Raw genomic sequence first — 20,483 nt, 5'->3', positions numbered from 1 at the left:
GCCGTTAAAGTGATACTAATAGTGAACAAAGACAAAATGATGACAAACTGCATATCAGAAGTGAGTTTACGGGGAAATAAGCGGAAAAATAGCGAGTAAAACAAAGAATAAACTATCCTAAAACCCTACATCAGTCTTCACGATAAAGTAGCTCTCCAATGATAGTTTCTACGTCAACCTGCGCTAAACCTTGGTCAACAATATCTCGCCAACGCCGTCCCTCTTCTGTATTACGAAACGCGATATAGAGCTGCTTATTCGCCAGAATTTGCCGATTGATTTGCAACTTTGTCGCCAGCGGCTGTAAGGGCTTTTGCTTGAGTAAATAGTGCAGAACGTTGACATCAATCACCGCGGCATCAATCCGACCTGCGGCAACTTTTTTAACATTATGCTCATCCGAAGTCACAGCTTCAGTCCGCTGTACACCGGAAAAGATCATGCGATCTAAAGCCTGAGTATTCACATAATCTTTCACCACACCTAAGGTATAGCGATTAAGATCTTCAATATAATTCCAACTTACTGGATGGGACTTTTGCTCCACCAGCCCCAATGGACTTTCGCCAATCGGTTTTGAAAAGATAAACTTTTCAGTCTCTACATAGTATTCAGGAAAATAACCTATGTAGTCAGAGTTCGGCATAGTCGTAAGTTTGACAGCGCGGCTCCACGGATAGAAATCCACGTCTAATTGATGTCCCATAACGTTCAGCGCCGCCCGTACCACGGCAATACTGGCACCCTGCTCCGTTAATTGCTCTCCTGAATAAGGCGGCCAAAGTAAAGAAGTGAGCATTAAGGTATCCGCTTTAGCTACGCTTAATCCCATAAAGGAAAGACAATACACAAGGAGCATTGAACGCCATCGAACCATTTAGTACTCCTTTGCCTGCATGGATTTACGACTACATCATCGACAACTTAGTGCTTTCGTTTTTATCTGCCGAGATTTTATGACTGGTTAGATTTTATGACTAGTTTTAGTATAGCCATCAAGCCACAGCGGGGAAGTGAAGTTTTGTTACAATTAGAATAACGACATTAGCAGCAAAAGCTAACTCAAAGTGTAGCTTGACTTGGTGGTATGACTCGCCGACTTTTTCATTAGCCAATTAGCTTGTTCGTTTATCTGCTAACCGAAATAGCTAGACAGAATAAAATTCAAGCCGCATTGCGCGGCTTGAAAGTCAAAAAAGCACACTCGCAAAATCACATCACTTAAGCATTAATATCTTCATATAACTCTTGATACATCAGCTCACGCATTTTGAATTTCTGAATCTTCCCTGTCACTGTCATTGGATACTGATCCACAAACTTGATATAACGCGGCACTTTAAAGTAGGCGAACTTCTCGGTGAGAAAATGACGAATATCAGCCTCTGTAATCGCGGCTCCTGAGCGGACTTTAATCCAAGCACACACCTCCTCGCCGTATTTATCGCTTTGAACGCCAAAGACCGCCGCATCCTGCACATCTTTATGGGTGTAAAGTTTCTCTTCAATCTCACGGGGATAAATATTCTCGCCGCCGCGAATAATCATATCTTTAATGCGCCCCACAATTTGCACATAACCTTGCTCATCCATTTGGCCAATATCGCCCGAATGTAGCCAGCCTTGACTGTCTATGGTTGCCGCCGTTTTCTCAGGATCATTCCAATAACACTGCATAATGCAATAACCACGACTACAGACTTCGCCGGGTTGATTAATTGGCAGCACTTCGCCAAATTCATCGACAATTTTCACTTCGGTATGAGGCAAAGCCCGGCCAACGGTGAGAACGCGTTTCTCTACGGGTGAGTCGATTTCAGTAATGTGATTGAGCGGACTGCATTCGGTCTGACCATAACCAATCAGCACTTCCTTCATATACATCAGGTTTTGTACACGTCGCATCACTTCTTCAGGACAAGTTGCCCCCGCCATCACGCCGGTACGTAAGGAACTCAAATCAAAACGAGCAAACTCAGGGTGTTCCAACTCGGCAATAAACATGGTCGGTACGCCATGCAAAGCGGTGCAACGCTCTTGCTCAATCACTTGCAATGTCGTCAATGGATCGAAGGATTCACCGGGGAACACAGCAGCTGCGCCTTTGGCTAAGCAGACTAAACTGCCGAGTACCATGCCAAAACAATGGTATAAAGGCACTGGAATACAGAGTTTATCGTGGCAGGTAAACTTCATCGCCTCTGCGACTAAATAGCCATTATTCAATATGTTATGATGGGATAGGGTCGCACCTTTCGGGCTGCCCGTCGTGCCAGAGGTAAACTGGATATTAATCGCATCGTACGGGCTTAATTCCTTAGCAATACTCTCGAGCATTATCCTGTCAGCGGCGGTTACATCAACGATCAAGTCATCAAAATTCAACATACCGACGGATTTCTCCGCGCCCATACGGATCACAAATTCAAGCTCAGGTACGGCTTTAGCTTGTAATTTACCCGCTGGGCAAGAAGTTAGCTCAGGCGCCAATTCATATAGCATCTCAAGATAATTGCTGGATTTAAACTTATCGGCACAAATTACCGCGCGGCAACCCACGTTACTCAGCGCATATTGCAACTCTTCAGGGCGATACGCAGGATTAATACACACCATGATGGCGCCAATTTTAGCGGTCGCATATTGGGTTAAACACCACTCGATATTGTTAGGCGACCAAATCCCTACCCTATCACCAGACTTAATACCGAGTTTTAATAGTCCTGTGGCGAGCGCATCGATTTGGGCAAGATATTGGCGGTAATTCCAGCGGATATGTTGATGGTATACGACGACAGCTAATTGGTCGGGATACGTTGCCGCAATCTCATCAAAATATTGACCTATGGTCTTCTCAACGAGTTTCGGTGATGACTCGCCTCTAAACTCGCTAACATTGAGCGGGCTTATAACTTGGCTTGTAGGAACTGACATTAAGGCCTCCGTGCATTTATTATTATGGTTAGCGAGGTCCAAACTAACCAATCCACGGATCATGTCACAAGTAAAAAAGCACTTTATTAGACTAAAGAGTAAGACAAACTATTAGATAACAATCCATTAAAGCCCAGTGCTAACGGCTGATAAACTCAAAATGAGCACTCGACTTAGGCACATTTAAGCTTTGTAACCGCTCAACAATAGCCAGTAACACGCCTTGGCGACGCATATTTTCTAACACGCCGGGGCTAAAAACCTCGAGTCGCGTCATGGCCGTCAACAGCAACTTACATTGTGCGATACTCGCATCACGAATATAGGCAGGTTTATCGACTAAGTAACTGTTGTTATACCAATAGTCCCAAGTGAAATTAGCCAATAACCAACCTTGCGTTGTCAGGTCATTAATAAATTCCAGCATTCGCTCATGACTTAAGATCACATCACCCGCCGTAAAATCCTTAAGATATTTAGTGTATAAGCCACAATCGGATGTCATTGTTGAAGTCCCCATAACACACCTCACAGGTTTTGGTTGCCTCTGCTGCCACAACTTGTACGACACCAGTCACAAACCGAGATCGAATTTGACGCTTTGCCTTAGAAACGAAAATTTGCATAAGGCATACCAAATAAGATTGCTGTCAACAGGCTAAGCCACGTTATCTGAACGGAAACTTAATCAAACTCACAATATCTGATATGGGTGACGAACTGGGGTATTCGACAAAATTCAGATAAACTCAGCGGTATTGAAGCGCTTAACGGCAACTATGAGTAAAGGAAACAAGATGAACTACTGGCTTATGAAATCGGAACCCGACGAATTTAGCATAGATGATCTTAAGGCTTGCCCTAACCAAACCGAAGCTTGGCATGGGATCCGTAACTATCAGGCGCGTAACTTTATGCGCGATGAGATGCAGATTGGGGACAAGGTATTTTTTTACCATTCAAGCTGCAAAGTGCCCGGAATTGTCGGCATAGCAGAAGTCGTGACCAATGCGTATCCCGACAGCACAGCCTTCGATCCCGAATCGAAGTATTTCGACCCTAAGTCAGATCCAACCAAACCAAGATGGCTGCGAGTGGATATCCGCTTTGTCGAAAAATTTAACGAGATTATTCCCTTAAGTTTGATAAAAAGTTTACCCCAACTGGCGGACATGTATTTAGTCTCTAAGGGGTCAAGACTCAGTATCCAACCTGTGACCGCCGAACAATGGCAAGCCGTACTTATGTTAACCCGCTAGAAAGCACTCTTGAGCTAGAACGTTCAGCTATAGTTCATTTCGCATCGCCTATTGTTGGCCACATCCAGCATTGGACACAACATCAACTCAATGCCCCTTAGGAGTACAGATGAATAAATTGACCTCAGTGGTAATCACAGGACTTGTCCTCAGCTTAACGATGTCCATCTCAACCTTTGCTAAAGATGACCATGAGCACCACAAAAAGGATAAAAGCCTACCGCCGGGATTACAGAAAAAAATTGACCAAGGTCAGCCACTGCCACCCGGTTGGCAGAAAAAACTCCACCGTGGTGATGTGCTTGAGCATGATATTTATGATCGCGGCCGCATCGTAGTACCCTTAGACAGAGATGGCATCATTAGCATTCAAGTCGAAGGTGCACTAATCAAACTCGATAATAACAGCCGTAAAATCCTCGATATCGTCAATATCATTACCGATTAACTTCGCATGGCAAAATGGCATTTATAACTGACACATTTACAACTACGCCCAGCTCTTATCTGGGCGTAGTTGTACTTCTTAATACTGCTTTCATCTATCAAAAAACGTTGTCTGTAAGACAATTTATCACCCCAGTCCTCACTCAATAACGTTCTAACTTACAATAAAGCAACATATTGATATTTATCATATCTTTACTATCTGGCTATTGGTCGTAAATTGGCTAAATGCTAGACTCATGCAGGGTGAAAAGATATCGAACAGAACAAGATAAGTGTCACCTAAAAATACTCATGCGGCTAAGGCAAAATCTTAATTGAATTCATAGCATCCCGATAATGACCGTAGACTAACGCTGGATTTTTGATAATGGAAAACACCTCACTTCAACGGGTTAAGCAGGCAATTATTGCGGGGTTCTGGGCATCACTCGCCAGTATTTCTGTGGGGTTTCTATTTAAACTCTGGCTAGCACAATGGGTTGCCAAAGCCGATCTAGCGCTCTATCACACAGTGATCGACATTATCTCACTGTCGCTAATCCTAATGACGGGATTTCGCTCCTCTATGGTGGTGGCCTACTCCCAGACCAAGCAAGATGTGGATATCACTAATATATTCCGCTACAGCTTGATCGCTATGGTGCTGCTGACATGGGGCTTAGTCTTGCCCTATATCAAACACAAACTTCACCTTAACGTTGAATATTTTCAATTGGTTGGCATTGTTTTGAGCATGGGGCTCAAGGTGTATTTTACCAATCAAATCGCTATGTACCGGCTATATGCCATCTCCAATCGAGTGACTTGGCTGGAACCGATAGCGCAAGTGACCAGCTTTTTCTTGTGTTTCTATGGGTTAAAACAAACGGCCATTGCCTCACTCTTTTACAGCATGACACTGTCATCGCTCATCGTTGCCTTATATATGTACTTAAAACGGCGCAAAGATATCGCCACGCCGCCCTTAAGTGCGGTGCATTTTGATACGGGCTTACGTAGTTTCATGAAAAAAAGCCTGACAGCGTCCATGGAAGCGGGTGCCAGTATCTTGATGATTTACATCACAGTACTGCTGACTATTGCCTATTTCAGCATAGATGAACTGGGTGATTTTCAAGTGGTAGTCCGGCCGATGATCACTTACCTCACCTTGCTGTTTGTCTTCCCCATCTACCGCTTTGTGCTGCCCGAAGTGGCAGTGTGTGTACGAGAAAAGCGCTTTGATGAAGTGCAACAAATCAAGTCATGGCTGACTAAAGTCTCCCTGTGGATCAGCGGGGTGTTTTTCGTCGCGATGATATTCGCGAGCAAGCCATTGGTGGCTTGGTTATTCCCCGAGCAATACATTAAAGCGGCCCCAGTATTAATGCATTTCTCTATGTTCTTTATATTTATGATGCTCAACGGCTATCAGTTGGCCTATATCAAAGCCCACGGCTATTTTACCCAAAGCCTACTCATTCGCCTCGCAGGTATCGCAATACTGGTCGGTACTTTCTACGCTTATCGCCTGTATACCGAGAATGTCGTCGCAGTGATTTTAGCCTTGGGCACGGGCTATTTAATGATGTATCTGATATCTAAACTAGTTGAAGGACGCATTCAGCAAAGCCTTAACAACGGCCAAACGCAGCTTTAATTACAGCTAAATATGCTGAAAATGATGAAGGAAATGACAGGCTTCAACTAAAAAGGCATCCCAGAGGATAGTCTGGAATGCCTTATAGAGAAGACAGCATGTCAGCTTATCATTTAGCGCCCATCGAGCATGCGACCAATACCACCAAGCACAGAGCCTTCTCCGCGATCACTGCCTCCCGCAGATGGGGCATGGGCGATAATGCGATCAGCCATTCGTGAGAACGGTAAGCTTTGCAGCCAAACCGTGCCATGGCCTTTTAAGGTCGCTAGAAATAAACCTTCGCCACCAAATACCATAGACTTTAACGAGCCTGCGCGCTCGATGTCGTAATCTATTCCAGGCGTAAATCCAACCAGACAACCGGTATCAACCCTTAAGGTTTCACCTCGCAGTTCTTTCTTCACTAAAGTGCCGCCCGCATGGATAAAGGCCATGCCATCGCCTTGTAGGCTTTGCAGAATAAACCCTTCGCCACCGAAAAATCCCGTGCCTAAACGGCGATTAAATTTCATCGTCACCCGCGTACCTAGAGCCGCCGCTAAAAAACTGTCCTTCTGGCAGATAAGCTCGCCGCCATGTTCGGCTAAGTCGATCGCAAGGATAGTGCCCGGATAAGGTGCGGCAAAGGCGACTTTACGCTTTTGGTTTCCTTGGTTGGTAAAGTGAGTCATAAAAATACTCTCCCCCGTCAGCGCCCGTTTACCCGCGCCCATCAACTTGCAAAAAAAGCCTGACTCAGGTTCAGAACCATCGCCCATTTTGGCCTCAAAGCTAATGTCTTGCTCTAGGTAATTCATCGCGCCTGCTTCGGCAACCACGGTTTCGTTAGGATCGAGTTCCACTTCAACCAACTGCATACTGTGGCCGATGATTTCATAATCCACTTCATGACAACGTCTAGACATACTGTTCCCCTTAACTGTCAGTTCCTTGTTACTATCCTGTAGATTGACCCCGATGGACGACTCTTTATCTATCGCAGTTCAATGTCACTCTCAATCTAGCACTTAACTTATGACATAAAATGTCAAAATGCGATTGTTTTATGCGGTAACTTGTATCAAAAGATGACAAGCGAAGACTTATCAACCCAAACCCACACCATTAAACTGCTCAGCCTTAGCAAACTCCTCTAATATCAACTCGGTAAAAAGTTGTCCCGCACGCCCTAACGGACGCTCTAAGGTCGAGACGAGCTGTGGAATAAACGTAAAACGACTGCCACCGACGAAGTCGATTTCAACTAATTCGCCCTTAGCTAACTCTTCTTGCACTAAAAAGTCTGGCAACCAACCAAAACCTAAACCTTTTAACAAAGCGTTCTTTTTCATGATAAAACCAGAAAGATAAAACACTTTATCACCGCCAAATTGCATTTCATCGCGGTAACTTTTATTGGGTGAAGAGTCTTCGATAGTCAATTCCACGTGTTGCTGCAGTTCGGTCAAACTAATTTCGCGAATAAAAGATAAAGGATGTGAAGCACTGGCCACCAGTACGCTAGTAATTGCAGGCAACGGCTGCGGATAGTAGTAGGGGCCAGTGCGATAATCTTTCACTAACATCAAGTCAGCATTATCACGCTCGAATCTGTGTTGTACACCGCCTAAAAACTCCATATTCAGCTGAATTTTAGTGGGGATCTGATGTTCAGCCATACGCTTTAAGGCCGTCATGATAGGCTCCATCGGTAAGGCACCGTCTATCACTAGCTCTAGCTTTGGCTCCCAGCCTTCACTGAAACGACTGGCAAGATGTTCAATGTTTGCAAGGTGTTGCAGTAATCTTTGTCCCTCGGCCAAAATCACGCGGCCCTCTTGCGTCAGCTCAGCACGATATTGCTCACGACTAAAAAGTTGCACACCTAAGTGCTCTTCTAACTTTTTAACTTGATAACTCACCGCCGATTGCGCTTTGTGTAATCGCTCCGCCGCCTTGGCAAAACTGCCCTCTTCCACCAGCACTTGCAGCACATTAAAAGCATCAATATCGATGCGCATGGTCACTCCTTGGCTCTAATGAACATGTCACGGAAACACTACGATTCGTAAAGATTAGAATACCATCTAATTTTTAGATTTAGATAACGGATTTATTATTCTTTTTTTTGTTCATTCAAGCAACTAAATTGATAACAAGATCACATAACCATAACGACAAGCGAAGTAGAGCTAATCTCACGCCGCTGTAAAAACCAAGGATCCTCCATGCCATTTTATGTGAAACAAGGCCAGATTCCCCATAAGCGCCATATCGCATTTGAAAAGGAAAACGGCGAGCTTTACCGTGAAGAGTTGTTCTCAACCCATGGTTTTTCCAATATTTATTCCAATAAATATCACCACAACATGCCAACCAAAGCATTAGAAGTGGCGCCCTACAGCCTAGGCCATGGTGCCAATTGGGAAGATTCGCTGGTCCAAAACTATAAACTCGATTCCCGCGACGCCGACCGTGAAGGTAATTTTTTCAGCGCCCGTAACAAGATTTTTTATAACAATGACTTAGCACTATATACCGCCAAAGTCACCGTCGATACCGACGAGTTTTACCGTAACGCCTATGCCGATGAAGTGGTTTTTGTCCACGAAGGCGAAGGCACACTCTACAGCGAGTACGGCACGATTAAGGTACAAAAGTGGGACTATCTCGTGATCCCACGCGGTACTACTTATCAACTAAAATTCAACGATTACAGTAATGTGCGACTTTTCGTCATCGAGTCATTCTCTATGGTGGAAGTGCCTAAGCATTTCCGTAACGAGTATGGTCAACTATTAGAATCGGCACCTTACTGCGAGCGCGATTTGCGCGTACCTACACTGCAAGAGGCTGTAGTTGAGCGCGGCGCCTTTCCCTTAGTGTGTAAGTTTGGCGATAAGTACCAACTCACCACGCTCGAATGGCATCCCTTTGATTTAGTGGGTTGGGATGGCTGCGTTTACCCTTGGGCATTCAACATCACAGAATACGCACCAAAGGTAGGCAAAATCCATCTGCCGCCTTCTGATCACTTGGTCTTTACCGCCCATAACTTTGTGATTTGTAACTTCGTGCCGCGCCCCTACGATTTCCACCCGAAATCGATTCCAGCGCCTTATTACCACAACAATATTGATAGCGACGAAGTCTTGTATTACGTCGATGGCGACTTTATGAGCCGCACGGGCATTGAAGCGGGTTACATGACCTTACATCAAAAAGGTGTGGCCCACGGCCCGCAACCGGGCCGCACTGAAGCCTCGATTGGCAAGAAAGAAACCTATGAATATGCAGTGATGGTGGACACGTTCGCCCCACTGAAATTAACCGAACATGTACAAAATTGCATGAGCAAAGACTACAACCGCTCTTGGCTAGAAGACTAGCCCCAAGCCACCAGCACTCCCATGCGGGAGTCATTAGAGTGACGGCGTGTTGCACTAAAATAACGAGGAAAACATCATGGCAAGCGAACTAAATCCACTGGGCTTATTAGGTATCGAATTCACTGAATTCGCCAGCCCTGATACTGATTTTATGCACAAAGTCTTTATCGACTTTGGTTTTTCTCTGCTGAAAAAAGCCAAGAACAAAGACATCCTGTACTACAAACAGAATGACATTAATTTTCTGCTCAACACTGAGCGCGAAGGTTTCTCAGCTAAGTTTGCTAAATCCCACGGCCCAGCCATTTGTTCTATGGGCTGGCGTGTAGAAGATGCCGGCTTTGCCTATCGCGTTGCCGTTGAACGTGGTGCAAAACCCGCCGATGATGCAAACAAAGATCTGCCTTATCCTGCGATTTACGGCATTGGCGACAGCTTAATTTATTTCATCGACACCTTTGGCGCAGATAACAATATCTATGCCGCTGATTTTGAAGACTTAGACGAGCAAATTATCACCCAAGAGAAAGGCTTTATCGAGGTCGATCACTTAACCAACAACGTCTACAAAGGCACAATGGAACATTGGGCTAACTTCTATAAAAACATTTTTGGTTTTACTGAAGTGCGCTACTTTGACATCAGCGGCGTACAAACCGCGCTAGTGTCCTACGCCCTGCGCTCACCCGATGGTAGCTTCTGTATCCCGATCAACGAAGGTAAAGGCAGCGATAAAAACCAAATTGATGAATATCTGAAGGAATACAATGGCCCAGGTGTGCAACATTTAGCCTTTAGAAGCCGCGATATCGTTAAATCTCTGGATGCGATGGAAGGCAGTTCAATCCAGTGCCTAGACATCATCCCTGAATACTACGACACCATTTTCGATAAGTTACCGCAGGTCACAGAGAATCGTGAGCGCATTAAACATCACCAAATTTTGGTGGATGGTGATGATACAGGCTATTTATTGCAAATATTTACTAAAAACCTGTTTGGACCGATTTTCATCGAAATCATCCAACGTAAGAATAACTTAGGTTTTGGTGAAGGCAACTTTACGGCCCTGTTTGAATCAATTGAACGGGACCAAATGCGCCGCGGCGTACTGTAAGTATTCATCCTGCTAATAAAAAACGGTACGCACTGCGTACCGTTTTTCTTTCTACGAATATCTACATCGTCATCTAAATCACCATCAGCTTTGACACCCATCACTCAGCTTTAACTTTCCTGCGCTAGTCCACATCGATAGGTTTGATAACCTTACAAGGGTTCCCCGCCGCCACACAGTTCGCCGGAATGCTCTTATTCACGACACTACCAGCACCGATGACACAATTATCACCAATGGTCACACCGGGCAGTACAGAGACGTTTCCGCCTAGCCAGACATTATTACCGATTTGAATTGGCGCGCCGTATTCCGTCGTTTGCCGCGCGATAGGATTAATAGGATGCGTCGCGGTAGAAATCATCACATGGGGACCAAACATCACATTATCACCAATCGAGACTGAGCAAACATCTAATATGGTTAGATTATGATTGGCGTAAAATTGTTTGCCAATATGGATGTTATAGCCGTAATCGCAAAAGAAATTAGGCTCAATATGGGCGCAGTGTTGAATATCAAGCAGGCCACGAAGATGCTCCATTCGGGCATCAAGTAAAGTCGGTTCGGCCAGATTAAACTGATGACAAATGGATTTCGCCCGCATCCGCTCAGCCAATAACTCATCATCCCAAGCCTTATAGGGCTGGCCCGCCAACATTTTTTGTTTCTCAGTCATCGTATTGTCAACATTCCGTCCATGATGACCTAACCCTAACAATCGATTGATGAAAGTTCAAGAACTGCCTCATATGCTCTTGAATGAACTACCCGTCTTGCTGACAGAACATTTAGCTAATAGCCAATGTGAGTCACATTCAAGCATTAAATCTCAATCGAGACAAAGGTCATTGCCTTTGTTCGTCATCACAATAGAGTTCTGCAAATAAATACACTAGACACAAACTGTTCAGCGGCATGACAGGATTTGTCCAAATCATCCGGCTGTGACGCCCTGCTTCACCGAAGATTTCAAGCAATAAATCCGAAGCCCCATCGAGTGCTTTAGGATGTTCAAAGCAAGATTGATGCACATTTAGCACCCCTTCCAAGCGGTAAATTTGTTTTATCCGCGAAAGCTCACCGCAAGCCTGTTTCAATTGGGCAATAGCATTAAGGGTAGCAAGACGACAGGCAGCGTAGCCTTCGCTCACAGTATGATCGGCGCCCAATTGTCCTTGATACTGAAGCTCGCCCTCTAAATAGGGAAACTGACCCGAGGTCATTAACTGACTGCCAACAATTGAATAGGGTTCGTAATTTCCAAGAGCCGCAGCAACCTCAGGTAGTTCAAGCCCTGCCGCCACTAGCCGCGATTCAGGTGTGATCATCATAATGTCACCTCCTGAGATGAGACATTCGCAGGATTAAGCAGCGGGGCTAGCCAGGTCGTCAAATGCTGAGGATTGACTGTCAGCCAGTTCGCAGCGGCCTCATCTTCCGTCATTCCTTGTCGATTAACCGCATAATCGAGTTCTGCAACCATTTGATTCGATAATACTATGTTATCAAGTACCTGAATTTGTGCGGGCGAGAAATTAACCACTAACTCGCGTTCACGGGCGAGCAATACCGCTTTATCTTTTCCCCCGAGTAAACCTTTAGGGTCCTGAAGATCGCGAATGCCGTATTGATGATGTAAAAATTGTGGATGCCACAAAGGAACGATCACCCAATCGTTTACCGCCACAGCAGACTCAAAAGCGGCGACACAGTCGGCCTGAGTGCCTGTTCTAAATTGATAACCTGCCGCCGTTAATCCATATTGCGTCATGATATTTTTAGAAAATCGCGTGATCCCCGCCCCCTCACCAATCCCTTGAATGATGGGCCGCATACGTTGCTGCACGTCAGGTTTGAGTAAATCCTCAATGCTCGACACTTGCTCAGCAGGCACATAATCGGGTACGCCCCAGAGCGCATAGGGCTCATAATGTAGCCCGAGTTGCCGCGTAGCAACTCGCTCTTCGACACCTTGTCGATAGATCCCATGGCTATGGGGCAGCCATGCAGAACACAGCATATCCACTTTGCCTTCACCTAGCTGCTCAAAATTAGCCTCGTGCAATGCATAGCTTCGTTGCACCTCTTTGCCCATAATCCCTATCACATGGGCCACCACAGCGGCGGTGACGCGATGAAAACTTAAGTCCGTCACTCCCATGCGAATCATCGGCTTACCCTGTGAGATCTCCATATTTGTACTCTTATTCAATGAATTCATACCTATCACACCTCGAGGAAATAATGCCAATGATGCCAAACTGCCCAATCCCAGCGTTTGCAATAATTGCCTTCTGAAGACATTAATCTCCGCCATGTTCAGGCTCCTTGGTGTCTAAAATAGTGAGCCTATCCATCACAATCCCTACGATGGCGTTATCCTTTGCATAGGGGAATATCATCTCTACTTTGATGCCATTCGGATCTTCAAGAAACAACTGATGCTCACCAATTTCAGGCACAATTCGTTCCTGAAAAATCATCCTCTGCTGGCATAAATGCTGCTGCATCTGGTGTAAATCCGTACCACGAAACGACAAATGGTCAACACGTCCAGAGCCATAAATATTTCTGCTTTCCCCTAAGTAGGCATCTAGCGCCTGATCGCCCGCTTCCACCAAATGCAAAATGGGCTTATTTGAGGCATAGAGCCAATGTCCAGGAAAACCAAACTGTGGCCGCCAACCTAATTTCAATCCAAGGATGACTTGATAAAACAACAGCGTTTCAACCAGTTTGGGCGTTCTGATGGTAAAGTGATCCAATCCGTTTATGTTCATATTGTCATCCTCTGGCAGTACTGACTCGGTATAACCAAGTGCGAATCCAAACCGTTTTAATCCGCAAAAATCGTGTGAATAAATTCAGTTAAGATAAGCACTTGGCGTAAGGTTATAAAATTAATTGATGAGATTAATTGTTCGAATTAATTACCACGAACGCCCGCAGCCAACGGCTTAAAACGGAAAATATAATAAGGTGGACTGTTTTCAGCTTTGCCATTGTTTAATGGCGCCGATAACGGTAATTGCGCAGCCCCAGAGTACAAATAACCTTGCTTGCCATAACTCACACCGTCGGGCCAAACCATACGCTCATCATGGACATAAGTGCGATACTGGCGAGAATCAGCAGGGATCACGCCAATGGCCCGCTCTCCCACTTCTGTTAGATACAAATTATTCGCTTCATCAATACTTAAGCCACCGTTGTCGGGCTTATCGGCATAAGCCTCCACTTTGGCAGAGAGTGCCGCAGGCGTTAACGAAGGATTGATGAGATCTGTCATCCGCACACGGTAAACTTTGTCTTTATTCATCGGGGCAAAGTAGAGCCATGTTTGGGTTTTATCTAAAGCAATGCCATCGGCACCCACATAGACTTCAATCTGCTTTCTATCTTTTGAGTTTTTATCGATAATCAGTGGCCGCTGTAAATCTGGCATCACACTGTTATCACCCTGTAATAGGCGCCGACTTTTCCCTGTATTTAAGTCCACAACCACCAGCGCAGCCTTTTCACCAATGGGACCCGTGCCAATCCCCTCATCGGCAATCACAATCGCTTGATGTCGAGATGAGATAACAAAGTCATTATGTTGTGACTCAGGAAGAGAGACTGGCGCGGGCAAATGAATAATGCGATCTAATTGATTTTTCTTGGTATCCCACGCCACTAATTTAGGCTCAATACGTGGTGCCTGCTGGCCAGAGTCTAATAGCCAAACTCTGTCTTGATCGTCTGTTCGCAGCCCCAACACCCAATTAAGGCAAGTGTCAGGTTCTTTCGCTTTACCCTGCGGATCATGGCATTGCTGCCAATCCGAATTAGGAAATGGCTTAGTACTACCATCCGCTAAAAGCTCTGCCACCTTAATGTTAGGTTGATAGAAAGGGTGATAACTGAAAATCAATCGTTCATCTGATGTGAAAGTAATACCGCCCACAGCCCCATCAAGTTCGGCAAAGACTTCCATTTTTGCCAGCGGCTCAGTCTGTGTCGCCCATGAGTGAGAACACAACAAACTGGTTGCCAGTAGTGTAAAAACCTTTGATAACATTGGGTATGTAATGCGCGTAGATAATATGGTCATCTTCATTCCTCCTAACGTGGGCCAGCTAAAAGCGTTAAACTTGCTTCGCCTAATCTATGCTGCCAAAGATAGAATCCCACCAAAGCGGGTGTTGATCCCTTGTCTATCGGCAACTGCGCCACATCCAAAGCATGCACTGTCCATACATAGCTGTGTTCACGTCCCTCTGGTGGACAAGGTCCAAAGAATCCAGGTTTACCTAAATCGGTATTAGCTTCAATGGCACCACTGGGTAGTGCTCCGCCATTCACACCACCTGCGAGAGTCGACACCTGTGCCGGAATGTCATACACAACACGGTGCCAAAAACCACTGCCAGTAGGCGCATCTTTGTCATATAAAGTGACAGCAAAGCTCTTGGTACCGGCAGGTACATTTTGCCAAGTTAAACGCGGCGCAATATTTTCGCCCGAACAACCAAATTGATTCCAATAATACTCAGGAGGGAACCTTGAATTATCAGCTAAATTACTTTCGAGACTAAACGCAGAGGCACTGTCGTCAGCCATAACGTAATTAATACTGGCGGCCAAAGCGACAGTCACCAAGAGAGTCTTTTTAAAAGAGGAGAAATAAGGCGATTTCATAATGTGCTGAACCCATTTTTGAACTGTCCTAGAACAGTCATTAACCATTGATTTGAGAATGTGGGTTAGCATATCAATCAAATTATGATTGATAAGGCGCATTTGGTTGATATGAGTTTCAAAAAATATTGGATAATCTCAACATGCTTCTCAGTTATTTTTAGGTTGTGGTAGTTTCAGCAAAAATAATGCAAAAAAGTAACAACCAAACGACTAAGATATGTTCTTAATACAATAATATAACGAGGATTCGCTATGATTAAAGCGGCTTATCAACCTTGGTTTCCCGTGAACAGAAACCTAAAGCCACACCCGAACCTGAGTTGCAGATTAGATCATTTATCTTTAACCATTCTGTGGCAGGAACTTGATAACGATGCATTCACAATGGAATTATATTTCCCAACGATATCTGGAATACAAGTAATTGATGAGTCAAGTTATCAAACCTTCTTAGATAACATAAGTGATAACTTTAGCGATATTCAACATCATGATAAAAGCAATACGCCATTCCCTATTGATTCAGATTTAAATATCACGAATCAATCCAATGTCGATTATTTTTCTTTACCTTGGCCAATATGGAAGTCGGTAAAAAATGCACGCCGTCCTTATTATGGTGAATTAGGCGAACATATTTACCAAGACCTATACAGTTATTATATGGTGGGCGCCGATAGTGTCTACTTGATCGATACTGATGTAGAACCTACAGTCAATGTCTTATCTTGTTAACTATGAAGTTAATCGCTGTTAACCGAACAACTGCAGAATTAATCACAATGGGGTTAGTGAGCATATTGTTAATAATAACTACAATATGCTTTTTGCGTGAAATATCGCCAGCCAACACAACCGATTACATTTAAAGAGAGCAAGTTCAAAATAAGCAGATTGGCTAAATCCGCCGTTTTCATTACACTATCGACCTTCTCATCTTCACCCAAGAATGACCAAACCATGCCTGATTTTGCCTTACTTGCAGTGTTTATCCCGACCTTCTTCTTTGTTTCTATTACGCCGGGCATGTGCATGACACTCGCCATGACACTGGGCATGAGTATAGGTGTGCGCCGCACCCTGTGGATGATGTTGGGTGAACTGGTTGGGGTGGCGTTAGTGGCGACAGCCGCCGTGATGGGCGTTGCCAGTATCATGCTCAACTATCCCGAAGTCTTTCAAATCTTCAAATGGGTTGGCGGAATTTATTTAGGCTTTATCGGCGTACAGATGTGGCGCGCGCGCGGCAAGATGGCCATATTAAACGATGATGACACTAACCCCAGAGCAAGCAATGTTACCTTAATCTCTCAAGGCTTTATTACCGCCATTGCCAATCCTAAAGGTTGGGCATTTATGGTGTCGCTATTGCCCCCTTTTATCAATGCCGAGCGCGACGTCGCGCCGCAGCTCCTCGCCTTACTGAGCATTATCATGGTGACCGAATTTACCTCTATGCTCGCCTACGCCAGTGGTGGCAAAAGCCTGCGCATCTTCTTGAGCCGTGGCGATAATATTCGCTGGTTAAACCGCATTGCAGGCAGCCTAATGATAGGCGTAGGAGTTTGGTTAGCCATGAGCTAACGGTTTGAACTAACCGCTTAAATGTAACCCGTCCTACCTAAAATGAGCCTAATAAAGTCCTGTTAACGCGGTCTTTATGAAGGCTCTTTTTTGTAGGGCAACACATCCTGCATCTGCGCCATATATTGCTGCATTTGCAGTGTTTCTTGCTCAACAAAGTCCGTAATCGCCGCCTTAAATCCCAAATGGGCGATGTTATGGTAGGAATACATTGCTACGGGTTCAAAGCCTCGCAGCACCTTATGTTCCCCCTGCGCGCCCGCATCAAACACTTGAAACTCATGTTCAATACAATATTGAATACCTTGGTAATAACAGGCCTCAAAATGTAAACCGTCGAGCTCAACCGTCGTCCCCCAATAACGACCATATAAGCATTTCTGCCCTCGGGTATTCTCACCTTTTAAATACAAGGCGCCAGCGACCATCTCGCCCTTTGCATCTTCAACCACCAAGAGTAGGACTTGCGCAGCGAGTTGTGCCCCCAACTGCTGAAAAAAGGTTGGCGTTAAATAGCCGCGATGACCGGAGCGCTTAAGGTAAGTTAATTGATAACATTGGATAAAAGTCTGCCATTGCGAAGCGGTGATCTGCTCCCCTTCGACAAACTGAAACTTAAGATTAAAAGGCTGTAACTGCGCCCGCTCCTTCAAGATATTTTTACGCTTACGGGAACTAAAGCCCGCCAGAAAATCATTAAAATCCCGATAACCGCGATTATGCCAATGGAACTGAGTGCCTAAGCGTTTTAACAGCGAATGTGGCAAACTTTCAAATAACGGCGTTTGTGTTGGGGTAACAAACAGGCTGTGCCATGAGGAAATCGGGTTATCGCCCAGCCCTGGCTGATTAAGAATAGCTTCCTCAAGTACGAGATTATCCTGCGCTGATATTAGTTGGCGATTCAATGTCATCAGCAGTAATTGCGCCACGCGCAGTTGCTCGGCGCGCTCTACTGCGGGATGAATGCCCATCCGTTGACCTTGCACTGGGGTAAAAGGGATCGCATTCACCCATTTGGGATAGTAATCGAGCCCATGGCGCTCATAGGCTTCGGCCCACGCCCAATCGAACACATACTCACCATAGGAATGGGATTTTTGGTACAAGGGCATGACGGCAATAAGTGGGAACTGATTGAAGTGCTTAGCCGTTTGCACACTGATAAACCCTCCTTCAGCCAAAGGCGACAAGCTTTTATCCTTACTGTCGACATCATTTAATGTGTCACCCGCATCGAACACGCATAAATGTCGAGGCGTCCAACCGGTTGCAGTGCAGGCGGAGCGGCTTTGCTCGAGTGCCAACAGAAACACATGGCGACAAAAGGGATTCGCCTCACCCATGGCGGCATTCCACGCACTGGCCGAAATATCCGACATTGAGCTCGCAAAAGCCAAGATAAGCTGTCTCATTGGGTAAATTATCGTCCTTTACTGGTGTGAACAAGTATACGAGGTTGCAATTAAGCCTAATTCTCGGCACATTGCATAGCCATAATTAAAATAAATTCAGGATTGAGTATGCGTCCAACAAGACCTTTTAGACCTCTTATTCTCGCCATTGCGATGGCGCTTCCCTTACTATCATCTCCCAGTCTGCTTGCCGATGAATCGCCAATTTTCAGCCAGATGGCCACCGCACAACCTGTGTGGGCTAAGCATGGCATGGTCGCAAGCCAAGAAACTCTCGCCAGTCGCACCGGCGTTGAGATCCTAAAGCAAGGCGGTAATGCGGTTGACGCCGCCGTGGCTGTCGCCTTCAGTTTGGCAGTCACCTTACCCCGTGCAGGCAATATCGGCGGCGGTGGTTTTATGCTGGTGCATATTGCCAAAGAAAACAAAACCATCGCTATCGATTACCGTGAAATGGCGCCGTCTAAAGCCAAGAAAAACATTTTCCTCGACGAAAATGGCGACGCAGTTGAAAAACTAAGCCGCGAACACGGTCTTGCCGTGGGTGTGCCAGGTACAGTGATGGGCATGAGCTTAGCCCTTGAAAAATATGGCACTATGACTCTCGCCCAAGTCGCTGCGCCCGCGATTAAAATGGCGCAGGAAGGTATCAGCATAACGCCAGATCTTGCCCAATCCCTTGCAGGCCTAAAACGCCGCATGGCCCAATGGCCAACCACGGCCGCTATCTTCTACAAAGCTGACGGCAGTGACTATCAAGTTGATGATATTCTTAAACAACCTGAGCTTGCCCATTCGTTAAGTCTTATCGCTGAAAAAGGCACCAAAGGATTCTACGAAGGAGAAACCGCCACTAAGCTCATCAATGCGGTGAAAGACGCTGGCGGCATTATGACCTTAGACGACCTTAAAAATTATAAGGTAGTGGAACGTGAACCCGTGCGCGGCGAATACCGTGGCTATGAGGTTGTGTCTATGCCACCGCCATCATCGGGCGGCGTGCACATCATCGAAATGCTCAACGTATTGCAGCAATTCCCAATAGATAAACTCGGCCACAATACCGCCCAGACGATTCATCTGATGGCAGAAACCATGAAGTACGCCTATAGCGATCGCAGCGAATACTTAGGCGATCCCGACTTTTATAAGGTGCCCGTCAGAGCCTTAACCAGTAAGGACTACGCCCAAAAAATCGCCAGCCAAATTGCGATGAATAAGGCAACACCGAGCGCTGAAATCAAGCCCGGCAAGCTCGCCCCCTATGAGAGCGACCAAACCACTCACTTCTCGGTAGTCGATAAATGGGGTAACGCTGTCTCTAATACCTACACCTTAAACTTCAGCTACGGCTCAGGTTTAGTGGCTAAGGGAACAGGGATTTTGCTCAATAACGAGATGGATGATTTCTCTGCCAAACCCGGCGTGCCAAACGGCTATGGTTTAGTAGGCGGTGATGCCAATGCGGTCGAAGGCAATAAGCGCCCACTCAGCTCAATGAGCCCAACAATAGTGATGAAGGATGGCAAACCCTTCCTCGTCACTGGCAGTCCAGGTGGTTCGCGCATTATCACCACCACACTGCAGATCATCATGAATGTGATCGACCATGGATTAAACATCGCGGAAGCCAGTAATGCGGCGCGGGTTCACCATCAATGGCAACCCGATGAATTGCGAGTCGAGTCCAGCTTTAATCGCGATACCATTTCCCTGCTCGAAGCCAAAGGACACAAGGTAAAAGTTCAATCCGCTATGGGCAGTACGCAATCAATCATGGTGACCGAACAAGGGATTTTTGGCGCGTCTGATCCACGCCACTCGGGTAGCGAAGCCATCGGCTACTAGCATCTCCATGATGCCAATGTTAGTGAAAGAGATGAGTGTAAAGAAATGGGTGAGAGAAATAGGTGGATGAGATAAAAGGATTTATGACCTATTCGATCTAGGTCATAAACCCTGAGTAAAGCTTGTCCTTCCGCTCAACGAATGCACACTCTCGCTTAAAAAAGCCCTGCTATAAATCAC

20 protein-coding genes are annotated in these 20,483 nt (G+C 45.6%); 8 read left to right on the top strand and 12 right to left on the bottom strand.

The window, feature by feature from the left end:
• Positions 1–130: 130 nt before the first annotated feature.
• The 3 genes from L5M29_RS13020 to L5M29_RS13010 all read right to left on the bottom strand — a co-directional run bounded on the left by L5M29_RS13020 (position 131) and on the right by L5M29_RS13010 (position 3,454).
• Positions 131–877, bottom strand: coding sequence for a substrate-binding periplasmic protein (locus L5M29_RS13020; protein ID WP_263168158.1), 747 nt, complete (start codon positions 875–877; stop codon positions 131–133).
• A 344-nt stretch (positions 878–1,221) separates the two neighbouring features.
• Positions 1,222–2,934 (bottom strand): AMP-binding protein, encoded by a 1,713-nt coding sequence (locus tag L5M29_RS13015; RefSeq protein WP_263168156.1) that lies wholly within the window; start codon positions 2,932–2,934, stop codon positions 1,222–1,224.
• Between the two features lie 139 nt (positions 2,935–3,073).
• Positions 3,074–3,454 (bottom strand): DUF6508 domain-containing protein, encoded by a 381-nt coding sequence (locus L5M29_RS13010; protein WP_168827411.1) that lies wholly within the window; start codon positions 3,452–3,454, stop codon positions 3,074–3,076.
• A gap of 277 nt (positions 3,455–3,731) precedes the next feature.
• Here L5M29_RS13010 and L5M29_RS13005 point away from each other — a divergent pair, with 277 nt between their 5' ends.
• From L5M29_RS13005 to L5M29_RS12995, 3 genes are all read left to right on the top strand, one after another.
• Complete coding sequence (locus L5M29_RS13005) at positions 3,732–4,193, top strand: EVE domain-containing protein (RefSeq protein WP_105252186.1); 462 nt, start codon at positions 3,732–3,734, stop codon at positions 4,191–4,193.
• A gap of 109 nt (positions 4,194–4,302) precedes the next feature.
• Positions 4,303–4,641: a hypothetical protein gene (locus tag L5M29_RS13000; RefSeq protein ID WP_105252185.1), complete on the top strand. Its 339-nt coding sequence runs from the start codon at positions 4,303–4,305 to the stop codon at positions 4,639–4,641.
• A gap of 369 nt (positions 4,642–5,010) precedes the next feature.
• Positions 5,011–6,282 carry a hypothetical protein gene (locus L5M29_RS12995; protein ID WP_263168154.1) on the top strand — a complete coding sequence of 424 codons (1,272 nt, stop codon included), beginning with the start codon at positions 5,011–5,013 and terminating at the stop codon, positions 6,280–6,282.
• 113 nt (positions 6,283–6,395) lie between these two features.
• On the opposite strand, the gene L5M29_RS12990 is transcribed toward L5M29_RS12995, so the two are convergent.
• Positions 6,396–7,190 carry a TIGR00266 family protein gene (locus L5M29_RS12990; RefSeq protein ID WP_263168152.1) on the bottom strand — a complete coding sequence of 265 codons (795 nt, stop codon included), beginning with the start codon at positions 7,188–7,190 and terminating at the stop codon, positions 6,396–6,398.
• Between the two features lie 180 nt (positions 7,191–7,370).
• Complete coding sequence (locus L5M29_RS12985) at positions 7,371–8,285, bottom strand: LysR family transcriptional regulator (protein WP_263168150.1); 915 nt, start codon at positions 8,283–8,285, stop codon at positions 7,371–7,373.
• A 207-nt stretch (positions 8,286–8,492) separates the two neighbouring features.
• Between L5M29_RS12985 and L5M29_RS12980 the strand changes: the two genes are divergently transcribed.
• Complete coding sequence (locus L5M29_RS12980) at positions 8,493–9,653, top strand: homogentisate 1,2-dioxygenase (protein WP_263168148.1); 1,161 nt, start codon at positions 8,493–8,495, stop codon at positions 9,651–9,653.
• Positions 9,654–9,729: 76 nt separating this feature from the next.
• Complete coding sequence (gene hppD, locus L5M29_RS12975; RefSeq protein ID WP_028759590.1) at positions 9,730–10,770, top strand: 4-hydroxyphenylpyruvate dioxygenase; 1,041 nt, start codon at positions 9,730–9,732, stop codon at positions 10,768–10,770.
• A 124-nt stretch (positions 10,771–10,894) separates the two neighbouring features.
• Here the strand turns inward: hppD and L5M29_RS12970 are convergent, their stop codons facing one another.
• The 6 genes from L5M29_RS12970 to L5M29_RS12945 all read right to left on the bottom strand — a co-directional run bounded on the left by L5M29_RS12970 (position 10,895) and on the right by L5M29_RS12945 (position 15,411).
• Positions 10,895–11,449 carry a sugar O-acetyltransferase gene (locus L5M29_RS12970; RefSeq protein WP_131525027.1) on the bottom strand — a complete coding sequence of 185 codons (555 nt, stop codon included), beginning with the start codon at positions 11,447–11,449 and terminating at the stop codon, positions 10,895–10,897.
• 169 nt (positions 11,450–11,618) lie between these two features.
• A complete protein-coding gene (locus tag L5M29_RS12965; protein ID WP_198573679.1) occupies positions 11,619–12,104 on the bottom strand; it encodes an Atu1372/SO_1960 family protein in 486 nt (161 codons plus the stop codon).
• Positions 12,101–13,090, bottom strand: a complete 990-nt coding sequence (locus L5M29_RS12960) for a glycine betaine ABC transporter substrate-binding protein (RefSeq protein ID WP_263168146.1) — start codon at positions 13,088–13,090, stop codon at positions 12,101–12,103. The genes L5M29_RS12965 and L5M29_RS12960 overlap by 4 nt, the downstream gene beginning before the upstream one ends.
• Complete coding sequence (locus L5M29_RS12955) at positions 13,077–13,553, bottom strand: VOC family protein (RefSeq protein WP_131525029.1); 477 nt, start codon at positions 13,551–13,553, stop codon at positions 13,077–13,079. The genes L5M29_RS12960 and L5M29_RS12955 overlap by 14 nt, the downstream gene beginning before the upstream one ends.
• Positions 13,554–13,699: 146 nt before the next feature.
• Positions 13,700–14,866 (bottom strand): major royal jelly family protein, encoded by a 1,167-nt coding sequence (locus L5M29_RS12950; protein ID WP_231466222.1) that lies wholly within the window; start codon positions 14,864–14,866, stop codon positions 13,700–13,702.
• An 11-nt stretch (positions 14,867–14,877) separates the two neighbouring features.
• Positions 14,878–15,411: a YbhB/YbcL family Raf kinase inhibitor-like protein gene (locus tag L5M29_RS12945; protein WP_263168142.1), complete on the bottom strand. Its 534-nt coding sequence runs from the start codon at positions 15,409–15,411 to the stop codon at positions 14,878–14,880.
• Positions 15,412–15,708: 297 nt separating this feature from the next.
• Between L5M29_RS12945 and L5M29_RS12940 the strand changes: the two genes are divergently transcribed.
• Both L5M29_RS12940 and L5M29_RS12935 read left to right on the top strand, forming a co-directional pair.
• Positions 15,709–16,191 carry a hypothetical protein gene (locus tag L5M29_RS12940; protein WP_263168140.1) on the top strand — a complete coding sequence of 161 codons (483 nt, stop codon included), beginning with the start codon at positions 15,709–15,711 and terminating at the stop codon, positions 16,189–16,191.
• Positions 16,192–16,416: 225 nt separating this feature from the next.
• Entirely contained in the window at positions 16,417–17,040 is a 624-nt protein-coding gene (locus L5M29_RS12935; protein WP_263168138.1) for a LysE family translocator, read from the top strand.
• 74 nt (positions 17,041–17,114) lie between these two features.
• Here the strand turns inward: L5M29_RS12935 and L5M29_RS12930 are convergent, their stop codons facing one another.
• A complete protein-coding gene (locus tag L5M29_RS12930; protein ID WP_263168136.1) occupies positions 17,115–18,455 on the bottom strand; it encodes a GNAT family N-acetyltransferase in 1,341 nt (446 codons plus the stop codon).
• Between the two features lie 108 nt (positions 18,456–18,563).
• Here L5M29_RS12930 and ggt point away from each other — a divergent pair, with 108 nt between their 5' ends.
• Positions 18,564–20,303 carry a gamma-glutamyltransferase gene (ggt, locus tag L5M29_RS12925; protein ID WP_263168135.1) on the top strand — a complete coding sequence of 580 codons (1,740 nt, stop codon included), beginning with the start codon at positions 18,564–18,566 and terminating at the stop codon, positions 20,301–20,303.
• Positions 20,304–20,483 lie beyond the last annotated feature (180 nt).

This window comes from Shewanella sp. SM95 (assembly GCF_025653595.1).
GTDB classification, from domain to species: Bacteria; Pseudomonadota; Gammaproteobacteria; order Enterobacterales; family Shewanellaceae; genus Shewanella; species Shewanella oncorhynchi.
The sequence above is the reverse complement of the archived record's forward strand: the minus strand, read 5'-3'. Positions and strand labels throughout refer to the sequence as shown.

Excerpts from the sequence above, each read along its gene's own strand:
- L5M29_RS12965 (WP_198573679.1), bottom strand. The coding sequence starts at position 12,104 with ATGATGATCACACCTGAATCGCGGCTAGTGGCGGCAGGGCTTGAACTA.
- hppD (WP_028759590.1), top strand. The coding sequence starts at position 9,730 with ATGGCAAGCGAACTAAATCCACTGGGCTTATTAGGTATCGAATTCACT.
- ggt (WP_263168135.1), top strand. The coding sequence starts at position 18,564 with ATGCGTCCAACAAGACCTTTTAGACCTCTTATTCTCGCCATTGCGATG.
- L5M29_RS13005 (WP_105252186.1), top strand. The coding sequence starts at position 3,732 with ATGAACTACTGGCTTATGAAATCGGAACCCGACGAATTTAGCATAGAT.
- L5M29_RS12985 (WP_263168150.1), bottom strand. The coding sequence starts at position 8,285 with ATGCGCATCGATATTGATGCTTTTAATGTGCTGCAAGTGCTGGTGGAA.
- L5M29_RS13020 (WP_263168158.1), bottom strand. The coding sequence starts at position 877 with ATGGTTCGATGGCGTTCAATGCTCCTTGTGTATTGTCTTTCCTTTATG.
- L5M29_RS13010 (WP_168827411.1), bottom strand. The coding sequence starts at position 3,454 with ATGGGGACTTCAACAATGACATCCGATTGTGGCTTATACACTAAATAT.
- L5M29_RS12980 (WP_263168148.1), top strand. The coding sequence starts at position 8,493 with ATGCCATTTTATGTGAAACAAGGCCAGATTCCCCATAAGCGCCATATC.
- L5M29_RS13015 (WP_263168156.1), bottom strand. The coding sequence starts at position 2,934 with ATGTCAGTTCCTACAAGCCAAGTTATAAGCCCGCTCAATGTTAGCGAG.
- L5M29_RS12995 (WP_263168154.1), top strand. The coding sequence starts at position 5,011 with ATGGAAAACACCTCACTTCAACGGGTTAAGCAGGCAATTATTGCGGGG.
- L5M29_RS12955 (WP_131525029.1), bottom strand. The coding sequence starts at position 13,553 with ATGAACATAAACGGATTGGATCACTTTACCATCAGAACGCCCAAACTG.
- L5M29_RS12970 (WP_131525027.1), bottom strand. The coding sequence starts at position 11,449 with ATGACTGAGAAACAAAAAATGTTGGCGGGCCAGCCCTATAAGGCTTGG.
- L5M29_RS12960 (WP_263168146.1), bottom strand. The coding sequence starts at position 13,090 with ATGGCGGAGATTAATGTCTTCAGAAGGCAATTATTGCAAACGCTGGGA.
- L5M29_RS12990 (WP_263168152.1), bottom strand. The coding sequence starts at position 7,190 with ATGTCTAGACGTTGTCATGAAGTGGATTATGAAATCATCGGCCACAGT.
- L5M29_RS12935 (WP_263168138.1), top strand. The coding sequence starts at position 16,417 with ATGCCTGATTTTGCCTTACTTGCAGTGTTTATCCCGACCTTCTTCTTT.
- L5M29_RS13000 (WP_105252185.1), top strand. The coding sequence starts at position 4,303 with ATGAATAAATTGACCTCAGTGGTAATCACAGGACTTGTCCTCAGCTTA.
- L5M29_RS12950 (WP_231466222.1), bottom strand. The coding sequence starts at position 14,866 with ATGACCATATTATCTACGCGCATTACATACCCAATGTTATCAAAGGTT.
- L5M29_RS12940 (WP_263168140.1), top strand. The coding sequence starts at position 15,709 with ATGATTAAAGCGGCTTATCAACCTTGGTTTCCCGTGAACAGAAACCTA.
- L5M29_RS12930 (WP_263168136.1), bottom strand. The coding sequence starts at position 18,455 with ATGAGACAGCTTATCTTGGCTTTTGCGAGCTCAATGTCGGATATTTCG.